This is a genomic window from Fimbriimonas ginsengisoli Gsoil 348 (assembly GCF_000724625.1).
In the GTDB taxonomy this organism is placed as follows: Bacteria; Armatimonadota; Fimbriimonadia; order Fimbriimonadales; family Fimbriimonadaceae; genus Fimbriimonas; species Fimbriimonas ginsengisoli.
In genome coordinates this window covers 2,052,389-2,065,696 of record NZ_CP007139.1, presented here as the reverse complement: position 1 = coordinate 2,065,696, position 13,308 = coordinate 2,052,389, and the positions used below count along the sequence as shown (strand labels likewise).

14 protein-coding genes are annotated in these 13,308 nt (G+C 59.8%); 10 read left to right on the top strand and 4 right to left on the bottom strand.

Annotation, left to right across the window (positions count from 1 at the left end):
• The first annotated feature begins 107 nt into the window (after positions 1–107).
• Together OP10G_RS09480 and OP10G_RS09470 are read left to right on the top strand one after the other, a co-directional pair.
• Positions 108–692: a TetR/AcrR family transcriptional regulator gene (locus tag OP10G_RS09480; protein WP_025226131.1), complete on the top strand. Its 585-nt coding sequence runs from the start codon at positions 108–110 to the stop codon at positions 690–692.
• A gap of 339 nt (positions 693–1,031) precedes the next feature.
• Positions 1,032–2,447: a hypothetical protein gene (locus OP10G_RS09470; protein ID WP_025226132.1), complete on the top strand. Its 1,416-nt coding sequence runs from the start codon at positions 1,032–1,034 to the stop codon at positions 2,445–2,447.
• A gap of 18 nt (positions 2,448–2,465) precedes the next feature.
• Here the strand turns inward: OP10G_RS09470 and OP10G_RS26765 are convergent, their stop codons facing one another.
• Positions 2,466–2,642, bottom strand: coding sequence for a hypothetical protein (locus tag OP10G_RS26765; RefSeq protein WP_158409189.1), 177 nt, complete (start codon positions 2,640–2,642; stop codon positions 2,466–2,468).
• A 153-nt stretch (positions 2,643–2,795) separates the two neighbouring features.
• On the bottom strand, positions 2,796–3,614 hold the full coding sequence (locus tag OP10G_RS09465) for a prepilin-type N-terminal cleavage/methylation domain-containing protein (RefSeq protein ID WP_025226133.1): 819 nt from the start codon (positions 3,612–3,614) through the stop codon (positions 2,796–2,798).
• A 528-nt stretch (positions 3,615–4,142) separates the two neighbouring features.
• Here OP10G_RS09465 and OP10G_RS09460 point away from each other — a divergent pair.
• The 6 genes from OP10G_RS09460 to OP10G_RS09435 all read left to right on the top strand — a co-directional run bounded on the left by OP10G_RS09460 (position 4,143) and on the right by OP10G_RS09435 (position 8,508).
• On the top strand, positions 4,143–4,868 hold the full coding sequence (locus OP10G_RS09460; RefSeq protein WP_052547658.1) for a helix-turn-helix transcriptional regulator: 726 nt from the start codon (positions 4,143–4,145) through the stop codon (positions 4,866–4,868).
• 45 nt (positions 4,869–4,913) lie between these two features.
• Complete coding sequence (locus OP10G_RS09455; protein ID WP_025226135.1) at positions 4,914–5,852, top strand: hypothetical protein; 939 nt, start codon at positions 4,914–4,916, stop codon at positions 5,850–5,852.
• Positions 5,853–5,891: 39 nt separating this feature from the next.
• Complete coding sequence (gene tyrS, locus OP10G_RS09450) at positions 5,892–7,082, top strand: tyrosine--tRNA ligase (RefSeq protein ID WP_025226136.1); 1,191 nt, start codon at positions 5,892–5,894, stop codon at positions 7,080–7,082.
• Positions 7,083–7,188: 106 nt separating this feature from the next.
• Positions 7,189–7,599, top strand: a complete 411-nt coding sequence (locus OP10G_RS09445) for a response regulator (protein WP_025226137.1) — start codon at positions 7,189–7,191, stop codon at positions 7,597–7,599.
• 237 nt (positions 7,600–7,836) lie between these two features.
• Entirely contained in the window at positions 7,837–8,052 is a 216-nt protein-coding gene (locus OP10G_RS09440; protein ID WP_025226138.1) for a hypothetical protein, read from the top strand.
• A 252-nt stretch (positions 8,053–8,304) separates the two neighbouring features.
• Positions 8,305–8,508 (top strand): hypothetical protein, encoded by a 204-nt coding sequence (locus OP10G_RS09435; RefSeq protein WP_025226139.1) that lies wholly within the window; start codon positions 8,305–8,307, stop codon positions 8,506–8,508.
• A gap of 44 nt (positions 8,509–8,552) precedes the next feature.
• Here OP10G_RS09435 and OP10G_RS09430 read toward each other — a convergent pair whose 3' ends face one another.
• Complete coding sequence (locus tag OP10G_RS09430) at positions 8,553–9,128, bottom strand: hydrolase (RefSeq protein WP_025226140.1); 576 nt, start codon at positions 9,126–9,128, stop codon at positions 8,553–8,555.
• Between the two features lie 242 nt (positions 9,129–9,370).
• Here OP10G_RS09430 and OP10G_RS24330 point away from each other — a divergent pair, with 242 nt between their 5' ends.
• Positions 9,371–11,536, top strand: coding sequence for a histidine kinase N-terminal 7TM domain-containing protein (locus OP10G_RS24330; protein WP_052547657.1), 2,166 nt, complete (start codon positions 9,371–9,373; stop codon positions 11,534–11,536).
• Positions 11,537–11,754: 218 nt separating this feature from the next.
• On the opposite strand, the gene OP10G_RS09420 is transcribed toward OP10G_RS24330, so the two are convergent.
• Complete coding sequence (locus OP10G_RS09420; protein WP_144241075.1) at positions 11,755–12,561, bottom strand: HAD-IIA family hydrolase; 807 nt, start codon at positions 12,559–12,561, stop codon at positions 11,755–11,757.
• Between OP10G_RS09420 and ndk the strand changes: the two genes are divergently transcribed.
• Positions 12,561–12,971, top strand: coding sequence for a nucleoside-diphosphate kinase (gene ndk / locus OP10G_RS09415; RefSeq protein ID WP_025226143.1), 411 nt, complete (start codon positions 12,561–12,563; stop codon positions 12,969–12,971). The two genes, OP10G_RS09420 and ndk, sit on opposite strands and share 1 nt — an antisense overlap.
• Positions 12,972–13,308: the final 337 nt, after the last annotated feature.

Genomic DNA, 13,308 nt, shown 5'->3' with positions numbered 1-13,308 from the left:
TTCGCTTCCCCGCCCGGTAGGTAAACAGCCCAATCGCTGCGACAAGAACGAAGAGTAAGATAGAAACGTAAAAAAACAGCCACGTATAATATACGTGAGTGCATATTATGGTTGCAAATTCCTTCGCGAAAGAACGCCGAGGCGATAAGCGTGAGCGGACGCGGGCTCGGCTGATCGAGGTTGCCTCCGAGGTCGTGGGGGAGAAGGGTTTCGACCGAACGACTTTGGAAGAGATCGCCCAGCGTGCCGGCATGACGCGCGGCGCCATCTACGGCAACTTCAAGAACCGCGAGGAAATCTTTCTCGCGGTGGCCGAAGCCCAGTGGGAGCCGATCGTGCCGCAGCTTGTCCGAGGGGCGCCACTTCGGGAGAACATGCGGCGGTTCGCGGAAGCCGTCATCGCCGCCGCCGATCGCCGCCGCGCTCGCGCCGTGGGCGCGGCGTCTTTTCAAATCTACGCGTTGACCCATCCCGAGATGCAGGCCCGCATGGCAAAGGGAAACGCTGAGATTTACCGGTGGGCGGAGGAGCAGCTACTACAGTTCGTCCCGGCGAGCGAGTTGCCGACGTCGCCAAGCCACTTCGTCAAAATCGTTCATGCGCTGACCGAAGGGATTCTCTCGATTCGTTCGTTAACGCCGGAGCTGATGACGGACGAGACCATCATGGCCGCGTTCGAAGCCCTCGCCTGATTCAGATGGAAGTCATTCCCCTGTGCCCCGGATGTGACGACCCGGCCGGCTGCTCCGCCACTTTCCGGGCCCGCGCCGAAAAATTAGGACTCGAAATAACCCTCGAAGGCACCCTGGCATCCATCCGCGGAAGCGTCCATCTCCACCTAAGAAAGCCCGGAGAGAAGGCGGGCACTCTGGAGTACACGATAGACCCATCGACTGGACGATCTTGGCTCTCGTACCATGCGAACCGGCTCAAGCCATGGGTCTTGGAAGCGGTCGCGGATTTTTCCTCATCCCACACAAAAGCAGGACCCGAACCCAACTAGTCGACCGTAACATGAGACTAGTAAGGAGATGCCGCCGAAAGCCATCCGAACTCTATTGCCGGCGCTGGCCCTCGCCCCTTGGCTCGGCCTCGTCGGCTTCTCGCACTCCGATAACCCGTCGAATTGGAAGGCCGCGCAGTGGAGCCGCTGGCGTGACCGAGAGATCGGCAAGATCCTGAAACCGGGGTTCGAGTACGGAGGCGAGAAGATGCTGCGCCAAGACGACGTCATCTCTCGCTCCGCCGAGTCGTATCGATTCTTGGCCCCTTTTTTGAAAAATCCGGAGTTTTTGAAGAACCCGGCGCGAGCCCAGGCGCTTGGCAACTTCGCCCGTTTCGTCACCGCGCAGCATTGGATGGATCTCCGAGATGGCGCGGATCATCAGACTAACGCCCTCGGGATGGATGTCCCGGATGAAGAGTATTGGACCGACGCCTCCCGGTTCTTGACGTTTCCCGAGCTCCTCAAAAGCCAGTGGTTACTCAAGCGAATGAGTAATCAGGCAACCTACAAGGAGGCGGTCGACGCGATCGAGGCCCACAATGCCTCGTTGACCCCGGAGAACCGGTGGATCGTCTTCCCGTTTCAGGCGCAGTTCATTCGGTCGGTCGACCGGACGACGTTCGGCCGGCTACTCGTCCTCGTTCCGAACGAAAAGCTGCCGGATGGCCGCCTCATGGATCGCTGGATCCTCTTCGCCATCGCCACCCCCGACATGCGCCCCACCGAGATCATGAGTGTTTCCATGATCTCGGTGGTAAGAGAGGCGAATTCACCGACCAGCCGCATCTATTTTTCCGATTTTCTCCGCCAGGTAAACCCATCCACCGGCGACATCGAGCTGAACAGCAACGCTCTGATGAAGCCGAATCCCAGCAAAAACTGTTACGACTGCCACAAGTCGGGGGTCCTGCCCATCTTTCCCAAGATGGCTTACAAGTTCGATGCCGCCGGCAACTTGGTGGATGATCCGGAGCGGCTGGCGACCGTGCCCGACCGCATCAATCGGCTCATCCTGAAGTATGGAAAGAGCGACCTTGGGCACCTTGACACCGATGCGTACGGTCCCTCCCTTGGGGGTAACACGTCCAGGTCCGACGCCTTCATCGCCAACGCGACTAAAGATCGTCCCTTCGCCGCCACCTCTTACGCGAAGATCAAGGCGAACATGAATTGCGCCTCCTGCCACGACGGCTTCGCCAAGATCAATTACCTTCTCGCCGTTCGTAGCGACCGAGATGTAAAGACTTTCGTGGGACAAAGCAAGGGTCTGGTTCAGAGCTACGTCGAAATGGGGTTCATGCCCCCTAACAACACCCTCACCCCTTCCGAACGGCACGCCCTTTGGGAATGCGTGATGAAGGAATACTTCGACCCCGAAAGGGGGGAGGGAGCCTTCGTTGACTGGTTGAAGGGCGCCGGCCCTCGGCGCGAAGGGCCGTAGGACGCTAGTGGAAGATTGCTACTCCGGCACGCCGGATTTGCCGGCGGATGGGAATCCGCCGGGAGGCTTCGGGGCTTTGATCTCCTTTTCGGAGACAGTCGAATCCATACCGGAGCGCACGACGATAATGACGATCACCGCGAGCACGGCGGCGAGGACCGGGCCAACGAACTTCCAAGAAACTTCCCGTCGCATCTGATTACTCCTGAGGTGGGGGAGGCGGCGCGGTTCGTGTCCCCGCCGGCTTGGGAGCCTTGATCTCCCCATTCTCGGCTTGCGGGGCCGAGCAACCTGCGAGGGCAGCCACCAGCGCCACCCCCGCGATTAGTCGAACTCCATTCCGCATCGTTAGTCTTGACAAGACATATCCGCCGACCACGGGTAGTAGATCTCTCTGTAGTACTTGTATTTGCAGTCGCCGGGTCCTCTCGCCCGGGTTGCGCGGAAGACTCCGTCGAGGTCGTTCTGAGCTCGGTACTTCGCGCTGGAGTCCAGGCGCAACGTATTCATGCCGTCGTTGTATCGGAACGCCAGGCGCTGATACTCGGGGTCTTGGCGGTTGGCGCCCGCCACCCACCAGGCATTGTCGCCGCCGGGGCCGCCAGTGTTGTTCTTAACCTCGTAAACCACGATCCGCTCTGATGGATTCTTGTGCGAGTCCACCTGCCAAGGGACGATCGGGCCGCCGGTCTGCAGGGCGGTGCTTACAACGACGCCGTAAACGGAAATGCCGTAGCTCTTGTTCGCGTACTCTAGGTCGGTGTTCTGGGGAAGGCGGGTCCACCCCCCCTCGGGCGCCAGCGTGTGGCCGGGAGCGCGAAACAGCCCTTCGCTCTTGATGTAAGGCTGGATTAGGCCAGACCAGGTAACCGGCCCGACGCTTGTGGTGTAGGGCGTTCCTCCATTGGAGGGAGATCCCGGAAGATAGAGGTCCCAGTTCACGTCGACGATCGACATTCCATCGCTCTCATCCCAGTACATGCGCAAGCCGAGGCCGATCTGCTTCATGTTGCTGAGGCTGGCGGTCTTTTTGGCGGCATTCTTCGCCTGCGCGAAGACGGGGAAAAGGATGGCGGCTAAAATCGCGATGATCGCGATGACGACGAGAAGCTCGATGAGCGTGAATCCCTGAATGTTCTGCTTTGAAACGGGACGATTGCGGTACATTATGGACCTTCCTTAAGCTTTGAAAAACCCACCGGAACAGTGGGAATAGCATTAAAATTCGCCGGACTGGATAGGCTCCTTCATCTTAAAGGGGAAGCACGTCGAGACCAAGGGAGTGGGTCGTAACAATCCGGGACGATTCCGTATCCGTTCGGCCTGATCGAAGCGCCACCAGGGCCGCGGGCTGAGATCTAGGCAATAAATAGCTGGTTTTTGGCCTTTTAAAGGGAGAAGCGTGCTACTTCCATTTGCGACTATGCGCGACCGACCGCGACGCAAATGTCCTGCCAGGTATAAGCAAAGAGAGTCTCACGGAAGCTGCCCCAGGGCCTCCGAGCCGGAACATTTAGTGTCCCAAACTCCAAAGAAACTAATCGCGAGAATTAAGGACGCCGACGTAACATCTCGATCCGATTCCGACATCTATTAACACACGTGCAAGTGCTCAACCTCTCTCTCCAACTGCCGGTCCGATGCCAAAACGCGGGCCTATGCGTGTCGCGTGGGCAAGGTAAACACCCGACGCGGGTGATCGAATCGTTCGAATTGATCTTTGTGCGAGAGGGGACGCTTCATTTGCAAGAACTAGGACGGCCGTTTAGCGTCGAGCCCGGGCAAACGCTGATCCTCTTCCCAAACCGGGAACACGGCGGCACTGCGCCCTATCCCCCGGAGTTGGCGTACTACTGGATCCACTTTTCCGTGGTGAGCGGCCAATCTGGAGGAAATCCGCTCGACATTCCCCAGCATCATTCGATCGCCCGCCCCGACAATCTCGTGACTCTTTTCCATCGATTTCTAGAGGAGCAAGAGGCCGGGACGTTGGGAGAGACGGCGGCCGATCTGATGCTCCTTCAAATGCTCACGGAAGTCGTAGCGACTCCGGTCGCGGAGGATCTGCCCGAGACGGCCGCCGCCGTATTGGCGAACCGGGCCGATGCGTATATCCGCACCCACTTCCACGAGGAGATCAGCACCACGAGCGTGGCCGACCGCCTGGGATGCAGCGCGGATTACCTGGGACGAGCCTTCCGAAGCGTATACGGAATAAGCATCGTCGACGCCATCCACCGTCGGCGCATGCACCACGCTCGATTACTCCTAATGGCCGGTGAGCAAAACATCGATGAAGTCTCACGCGCCTGCGGATTCGTCGATTGCGGCTACTTCCGCCGGATATTCAAGCGCCACGAGGGAATGACCCCGCTGCGTTATCAACGCCTGCACGTTCGAGCGCATGTGAATACGGAATAGGACCGGCATTGGGCGTTCGACAGTCGGGGGTGTTAAGGTGAAACCATGAAAAGGTTGCTCAAGGACACGCGATTTGCTTTGGCCATTGTCCTCGCCCTAGTTGCCGCCGGCTGTGGCGGAGCCGGAGGCGCGGCTTCGGCGGTTACCTCCCGGTTAAACATAACCCCAGCGGCTGGCTACAACGGGACGACGGCGCCTTTGGAAACCGGCAACGCCGCCACCGTCAGCCAAAACGGCCACACCATTGCGACCGTGTCTTCCGGCGGAAGAACTTTGGTCGTGAACATGGTCGCAACCGAGATTCACGCCGGCGACACCTTCGATATCGGCGCCGACGGCACGACCGCGGTCTACACCGAGGTCAAGAGCCGGGATGACCAAACCTTTACCTGGGTCGGAACCGGTGGGCGGGTGACCATCGACGCCGTCACCGGCGCCACCCAGGCCACGATCGACGTTTCCGGGGTTAATTTCCAGGCCGATGGAACCATCGACGTCAATCCCGCCCTCGGCAGCTTCACTCTGAATGGCCACGTCAACGGGATTCCTATTTCCGGGGGCGGGGGAATCGGCGGGCAGGCCACGCTCAGCTTTTCGAGTCCGACCAATACGAACGCCGACCTTTCGCCCTTCGATGGCGCGGTAATCGCATATGCCGAGGTTCAATCGAACGGCACCTTGGCCGCGACGGTAGGCACGGGCGACAACCTGCGGGTGCTAAGCGTTATCCTAAGCCAGAACGCCGCCGCGGGCGACGTCGTCAATGTCGGAGACCCCTTAAACGGCAAGATCGCCGTTACGTTTTCCCAGGGAGCCAGTGCTCAGGCTAAGGTGTGGGTCGGATCGAGCGGCGCCGTAAAAGTCGTCAGCCGAACCGCGACGACGGCGAAAGTGCAGTTCACCAACGTAAAGTTCGTCGCCCCCGACCAAGGCTCTGCCACCGGAAGCTTCGTCCTGAACGGCTCTCTCGCTCGCCGGCCGTAGGTCGAGGACCGTCATGGGCGGTACCCTTTAGGACCGCCCATGACGATCGACGAACAGCTTGCCATCCTCCGCCGTGGAACGACCGAAATCATCTCGGAGGCCGACCTACGGAAGAAGCTCGAGAAGGGGGTACCGCTCCGGGTAAAGCTCGGAGTCGATCCCACCGCGAAGAGCGTCACCCTAGGTTGGGCGGTAGTGCTCCGTAAGCTGCGCGACTTCCAGCGCCTAGGGCACCAGGCGGTGCTCGTGATCGGCGACTTCACCGCCCAAATCGGCGACCCGAGCGGTAAGAACAAGACCCGGCCCCAACTGACCCGGGAAGACGTGCAGGCGAACGTCGACGCGGTCTTGAATCAGATCGATATGATCCTGGATCGTTCTAAAACCGAGATCGTATTCAACAAAGATTGGCTGGGCAAGATGACTTTCGAAGACGTCATCAAGCTTTGCAGCCGCTACACCGTCGCGCGCATTCTCGAGCGAGACGACTTCACGAAACGGTTGGCCGAGCAGCGCCCGATCGCCATGCACGAGATTCTCTACCCGCTCTGTCAGGGAATGGACTCAGTGGAGATCGTCGCCGACGTCGAGATCGGCGGGAACGACCAGAAATTCAACAACCTCGTGGGGCGTACGCTGATGGAACAGTACGGCCAAGAAGCCCAAGTCGTGGTGCTCTGCCCCCTCCTGGTCGGACTGGACGGCAAAGAGAAGATGAGCCAGTCGCTCGGAAACTTCATCGGCGTCCGCGATACGCCGAACGACATGTTCGGCAAAACGATGTCGATCCCGGACGACATCATCTCAAACTATTTCGAGCTCGCCACCGACGTCCCGATGTTGGAGGTGCATGAGATGTTAGCGCCGGGGAAAAATCCTCGAGACGCCAAGGTCCACCTCGCGAAAGAGATCGTTCGCGCCTATCACGGCGACGAGGCCGCGGAAGCTGCGGAGCAATATTTCATCGACACCTTCTCGAAGCGTCAACAGCCCGTCGAAGCCGAAGAAGCTGCCATTCCGCCCGAAGCGATCGAAGATGGCCACGTCGCCGTTCCCGCGATGCTTGTCGCACTCGGAATGGCCAAGAGCAATGGCGCGGCGAAGGATCTGGTGAAGGCGGGAGCGGTATCGGTAGACGGTGAAAAGCTGCTCGATCTCCGAGTGCCGGCGGAGGCGATTCGAGGAAAGGTCCTGAAAGTGGGCAAGCACCAATTCAAACGCCTGTCATAGTTACGATTCCACATTTTTGACGGAGCTATCTTCAAACGTGTCCTTCATTCCAGCTACAGCGCCTGCGCGCGATGCGTAAAGCTGATGGTTTCCATTACAATTAGCCGTGCCCGAACGACGCTGGATCCTGCTTGCGGAGGATAACGACGACGACGCAAGCCTCGTATCTCGTGGCTTTCGCGGATTCTCCGACCGGGCGGAGCTCGTGCGCGCGCGCGATGGCATCGAGGCGATCGAGATCATGGCTTCGCGGGCGGAGAGTCCTCCCGCTGTGGCTTTACTCGACTTAAAAATGCCTCGGATGGGGGGCATCGAGGTGCTCAATTTCATGCGCCGGCACACTCGGCTCTCTTGCGTGCCGGTCGTCGTCCTTACTTCTTCCGACGAGCCGGGGGACGTTCGAGCGGCTCAAGAGGGCGGCTGCACCGCCTACCTCACCAAGCCGGTCGACTTTGAGAGCTATATGACGCTCGTCGACGCCACGATGCGTTTCTGGCTCTCTTCCCGGACGACGTAGCGCTTAGACGCCGTTCTCCTCCGGGCAAAAGGACCCTCCCTCTTTGGGACCTTGGCCTTGTCTACACCGCTAAATTGCGCCTTTGTACCCCTGTTATGAAGATTAGGCATCTACGCTCTCGCCTAAGAAGGGAACGAGGCCGATAGTAAGAAACGTGTTCTTATAAGCCGACGACAGGTTTGGCGGCTTTCGATTGACTAAGCATTTTTAGAAATTTTTTATTACGGAGAGAAGCTAGTGCGCATACCGATAGATTTTCAAGTAGTCGGCGACAAAGGGACCAAGAGGGTGCAGGAACAGGCTGAGATCATCCTGGCTCACCTCGGCGGGCGCGGGCCGATCGACCCTCGGTTCATCCTCGTGCATGCCAGTACCCTGCTGCAATACGCGGCAGGATTAGAGAAAAACGTGACCGGGCGCGATCCATCGGAGTCGTTCCAGGCCATCTGCTAAGCGCGTCGAGTCCGCTCCCCTCGCATTTAGCCGCCTCGCTTGATAGCGAGGCGGCTTCTTTTTCGCATAACGGACCTAATGCGCATAGATTTGCATTGATAACTGGTTCGTAGCCTTAACACGTACCAATGGTTTTTAGTAGAAATGACAGCTTCTTTCGGTCAATCGGCTCAAGAACTGCGGTCAGGCGCCGACAAGTTAATGGGGGCGGCACTAGCCGCTCGGTGTAGTCACGATGAGGAAACAGGAGAGTTGATCAAACGGCTTATGAAAGAGCAGTTGAACATGCTGCAGGCAAAAATCGACCAGGAAAAGGTCGATGCGGTGGAGATCGCGGAACGTGCGGAAACGCTCCTTACCTACGCCCGGTGCCTCCGTGACTTCCCCGAACTCCCCGAGCTTCTCAGCTCTAAGTTCCCCGATCCGCCGGAGAGCTTCCGGAGTTTGGCCGAGTAATTCGGTGACGGTTTGGCACCCTCGGCGATCGGTCCTGTGCACGACTACCCGTCTATGCCTAACATGTCGAGGACTTGCTCGGTCGAACGCACTCGCCCGATCCGGGGGAAGATGTTTTCGAAGGTAAAGCGATGAGCGTCGGCGCTACGGCTACTCGTAGCGTCCTCGACGAGGATCAGCGAATAACCGTGCTCGTAGGCGTTGCGCGCCGTCGACTCCACCCCGAAATTCGTCGCGATTCCGCCGAGCACGATCGTGCGAATTCCCCGGCGGCGTAACTGGAGATCGAGATCGGTGCCGTAGAACGCGCCCCACTGTCGCTTCATGATCACCAGATCCGTCGCCTCCGGGCCAAGTTCGGGAACGATCTCCGCCCAATTCTCCGGCGTAGGCCCGCCCGGGGCCGGCTGATCCACCGGTGGGTTCAAGCGATCGCCATCGTCACGGAATCCGACATGGACGATGACAACCGGCGATCCGATCTCCCGGAACCGGCGCGCCAAACGGGCGGCGTTTTCGACCACCAAAGCCGCCGGATGGGGCTCGGTCGCGGTCGCAACGATCCCTTGTTGAAGGTCGATCAGGACAAGGGCGGTGGCTTTGGGATCGAGTTCCGTCATGATCTATCCTCGGGAGCTTAATCGGGACTACGAGCGGTAGATCATGGGAGTCGGCTAAATCCCTAAATAAAGTGCCAGGGCAGCCAGCCCGCGTTAACTGAACGTATTAAGCTTGGGAAAGCAGACAAGCTCTCATCTACGTTTGTACGGGTAACCATCCTGGCATCTACGGGTTCTTGCCATTGTCGTGAGCCAAGGGTTAGCGAAAACCGTTCAGCAACCTAAATAAAAGTTGGATCAGTATGTCTTCAATGCATTGGACCACCGTTGCCCTGCTCCCGTTAGTCGCCGGGGCGTTGCTCGTGGTGCTTTCAGGATTGGTGTGGCGGCACCGCCACCGCCCGGTCGGTTTTGCCTTCTTGGTATTCCTCGCGTCGACGGCGCTTTGGTCCTTCGGTTACGTTGCGGAGCTTTGTTCGACTAATCTGGACACCGCCCTCTTTTGGGCCGGTATTCAATACATCGGCATCCCGGTGGCGCCCGCCTCCGCCTTGGCGTTCGTCCTTCTCTTGTCCGGGGTTCGATCCCAAAACCGCAGCTTGTGGATCGCCCTGAGTTTGCCGTCCATTCTTATCTGGATCGCGGCGTGGACCGATAACTCCCTCCATCTCCTTCGGCGAAACATCACTCTTTCCGAGTACGAGAGCTACAACGCGGTCAACTTCTCCCCCGGGCCGGCCTATTACACGAACGTAGCGGTTTCGTATCTGTTCCTGGCAACCTCGGTAGCGGTGCTGATCCGGGTCCTGCGAAGCCGGAACCGGCTATCGAGGAAGCACGCGCAGGTCGTCCTCATCGGGATGGTGCTCCCGGTCGTCGGCAACGTATCGCGCCTCTTCGGGTTCGAGCCGATTCCGGGCGTGGATCCGACCCCGGCTTTGTTCGCGTTGAGCGCGGTTTCGGCCGCTTATGGAGTCTTCCGTTACTCCCTGTTCTCCGTAGCGCCGATCGCCCGGGATAAGGTGGTGGATGACCTCGCGGACGGAGTCATCGTTCTCGACGCCCAGGGTCACATCGTCGACGTGAATCCCGCCGCCGCCCGACTCTTCGGAATGTCCCTCGATGCGATGACCCGGCTGATCGTCGCCGACTTGGACCCTTTTCTAGGGGGAAGGACCATCGCAGAATGCTGCGGCACGATCGTTCCCTTCGGCGAAAGGGCCTATTTCTTGCGGTGCGTCCCGGTGAGCGGGAGCGACCGCGACCCCCTCGGAACCATCCTGCAGCTAACCGACGTTACCGACCAGCAAAGGGTGGAGGACGCTCTCCGCAAAGCCAAGGAAGTGGCCGAGGAAGCGAGCGCGACCAAGTCGCGATTCGTGGCGAACGTATCGCACGAGCTTCGGACACCGCTCAACGGTGTCATCGGCCTCGGTGAATTGCTCGGCAAGACGACGCTCGGAACCGATCAGCGCGAGTACCTGACCGGAATCCTCCACTGCTCGGACGCTTTGCTGGGCCTCATCAACAACGTCCTCGATCTCAGCAAGATCGAAGCGAACGCCATGACCATGGCTCAGGAGCCGGTGGACGTGGGTGAACTCGTCCGGCGCGTCACGTCGGTGCATCGCAACCTCGCCGAAAGGAAAGGGCTGGAGGTGGTGCACGAGGTGGCCGGGATCCCGCCCGCGGTAATGGGCGATCCGCTCCGGCTCGGGCAGATCTTGAACAACCTTATCGGTAACGCCGTGAAGTTCACCGAAAAAGGGCGAGTGACCGTACTGGTCCACCCTTACGAAGAGGATCGCTACGAGATCGTCGTGAGAGACACCGGTATTGGGATTCCGCAAGAGATGCAGGAGGCGGTATTCGGCGCCTTCCAACAAGCGGACGCCTCTACCACCCGCCAATACGGCGGCAGCGGTTTGGGGCTGCCGATCACCGCCGGCCTGGTGCGGGAGATGGGGGGAACGCTTAACCTGGAGAGCGCCGTCGGCAAAGGAACCGAGGTACGAGTCTCGCTACCCCTGGTCGCCGCCCAGCCAATAGCGTCCGCGGAACCGGAAGCCGCGGTTTCGACCGAGGGAATGCGCGTCCTCGTCGCCGAGGATAACGATGTCAACGCGCTCGTGATTGTGAGCGTGTTGGAGGATTTCGGGTGTGTCGTCGAGCACGCTCTGGACGGCCTCGAGGCGCTGGAAGCCCTGGAACGAGCCGACTTCGACCTGGTGCTCATGGACATCCAAATGCCGCGCATGGACGGCCTCGAGGCGGTCCGCACCCTACGCGAGCGCTGGCCCAACCGCCACATCTACGTATGCGCCCTCACCGCAAACGCGCTAGAAGAGGAGCGCCAGCGGTCGATGGAAGTCGGCATGGACGGCTTCCTCACGAAGCCCGTCCGGTCGGAAGAAGTCAAGAAAACCTTGATTGCCGCTCTAAGCAGCCGGTCGGCGAGACCCCTCTAGCAAGCCTTAACCTACATGGCTGCTCGTCGGGATTCTGCCCTCCGGGCATCCACCCTGGAAGGGTGTCAGAAACTAGCCCCGGGTTTCCTACCCGGGGAAAGAGGCGGCTCTGAACCCACCGATCCGGATACCGGGGTCAAGGGTGCTTGGGCTCAATGACCACCTACCGGGAATTCGAGAACCAGGTACCGCTCACGAGAACCCTCTCCCTCGCACCTTTACCACGGTAGCGAGCTTAAGTCCTCACCGCCTTGCTGGCCGGGCGGAATGGAAGCCGCAACCCCCGTAAGGACCAAAAAGGTCGGGCACCCGGCGCTTCGGCCGGATTCGATGTCGGTGTCGAGCCGGTCGCCGACCACGAGCGCCTCCTCCGGCGCCAAGCCCGCCTCCTGGAGAGCGGCTTGAATGAGGAATGGATTCGGCTTTCCGACCACAAACGGTTCTGTCTCGCTGCAAGTCTGGATCGCGGCGACCACGCTGCCCGCGCCGGGAATGAGTCCGCCCCCTTCCACCGGGTAAGTCGCATCGGGATTGGTCGCTACGAAGCGGGCGCCCGCGCGGATGCGGAACATCGCCTCTCGCATCAGATCGTACGTGAATTGACGGCAAAGGCCGACCACGACGGCATCTGGGTTTTGATCGCCGGTCGACTCTATCCCGTGCTCGGCGAGCGTCGCCACGAGACCCGGCTCCCCGACGACGTAGGCCGTCTTAAGCCCTTCGTTAGCGAGAAAAAGCCCCGTTCCGTAACCGGACGAGACGACCTCCGCCGGCTCGCACGGATACCCCATCCCTTGAAGTTTCGCGGCAAAATGCTCCCGCGTTTGAGTGGAGTTATTCGTGACGTATCGAACGATGGCGCCGGCACGGTGCAACTCTTGAACCTTCTTCACTGCCGAGGGGATCGGCGTGTTGCCACGAAAGAGAGTGCCGTCGAGGTCGAATAGGTAGCCGCGCATCGGATGTAGAGTGTGGCGCGTCCAGCCGTCGCGGAGGGCGGTTCCGGTACCCTTATAAAATGCCAATCGAAACCACCCTCGTCCTCATTAAGCCGGGCGGCGTGCAACGCAATCTTATCGGAACCATCGCGCAGCGAATCGAACAGCGTGGGTTAACTCTCAGCGGCCTCAAGCTGATCAAGGCGGAGCGGGCGACGGCGGAGGAGCATTATGCCGAGCATCGCGAGCGGCCGTTCTTCGGCAGCGTCGTCGATTACCTAACCAGCGGCCCGATCGTGGCAATGGCGGTTACCGGCGAAAACGCCACCAAGGCGATCCGGACGATGATGGGCGCGACCAACCCGGTCGACGCGGCTCCCGGAACCATTCGAGGCGACTTCGCCCTGAGCATCGAAGACAACCTGACCCACTCTTCGAGCGATCCCGAGGCCGCCGCCCGCGAACTGTCCCTCTGGTTCCCCGAAGGCACCCTCTAAAGTGGCATGGGCTTCCAGCCCATGTGTATCACGACCTTCCAGGTCGTGCTTCGGACCAAGGGCAAGATGCCCTTGGGACCCACTGGCAAAGATGCCAGTGCCACGAAAATGGTGGCTGAACGGCCTAAATGCGTGAACGATTGGCCCGAAAAGGGCATCGTAGATAACAAGGGTGCCGTGCGATCTAGCTCGAGAACGAGCGACTCTCCCCTTGATCAGCGGCACCCGTTTTTGTTAGCGTTCCTTCACGAGGAACTATCCAAAGGATACAACGCTTTCTTGAAACCGCCTCTCGCGGCCTCGAAGTCACACTGCCGGTACATCCGGCCAACCCCCG

Excerpts from the sequence above, each read along its gene's own strand:
- OP10G_RS09480 (WP_025226131.1), top strand. The coding sequence starts at position 108 with ATGGTTGCAAATTCCTTCGCGAAAGAACGCCGAGGCGATAAGCGTGAG.
- OP10G_RS09470 (WP_025226132.1), top strand. The coding sequence starts at position 1,032 with ATGCCGCCGAAAGCCATCCGAACTCTATTGCCGGCGCTGGCCCTCGCC.
- OP10G_RS26765 (WP_158409189.1), bottom strand. The coding sequence starts at position 2,642 with ATGCGACGGGAAGTTTCTTGGAAGTTCGTTGGCCCGGTCCTCGCCGCC.
- OP10G_RS09465 (WP_025226133.1), bottom strand. The coding sequence starts at position 3,614 with ATGTACCGCAATCGTCCCGTTTCAAAGCAGAACATTCAGGGATTCACG.
- OP10G_RS09455 (WP_025226135.1), top strand. The coding sequence starts at position 4,914 with ATGAAAAGGTTGCTCAAGGACACGCGATTTGCTTTGGCCATTGTCCTC.
- tyrS (WP_025226136.1), top strand. The coding sequence starts at position 5,892 with ATGACGATCGACGAACAGCTTGCCATCCTCCGCCGTGGAACGACCGAA.
- OP10G_RS09430 (WP_025226140.1), bottom strand. The coding sequence starts at position 9,128 with ATGACGGAACTCGATCCCAAAGCCACCGCCCTTGTCCTGATCGACCTT.
- OP10G_RS24330 (WP_052547657.1), top strand. The coding sequence starts at position 9,371 with ATGTCTTCAATGCATTGGACCACCGTTGCCCTGCTCCCGTTAGTCGCC.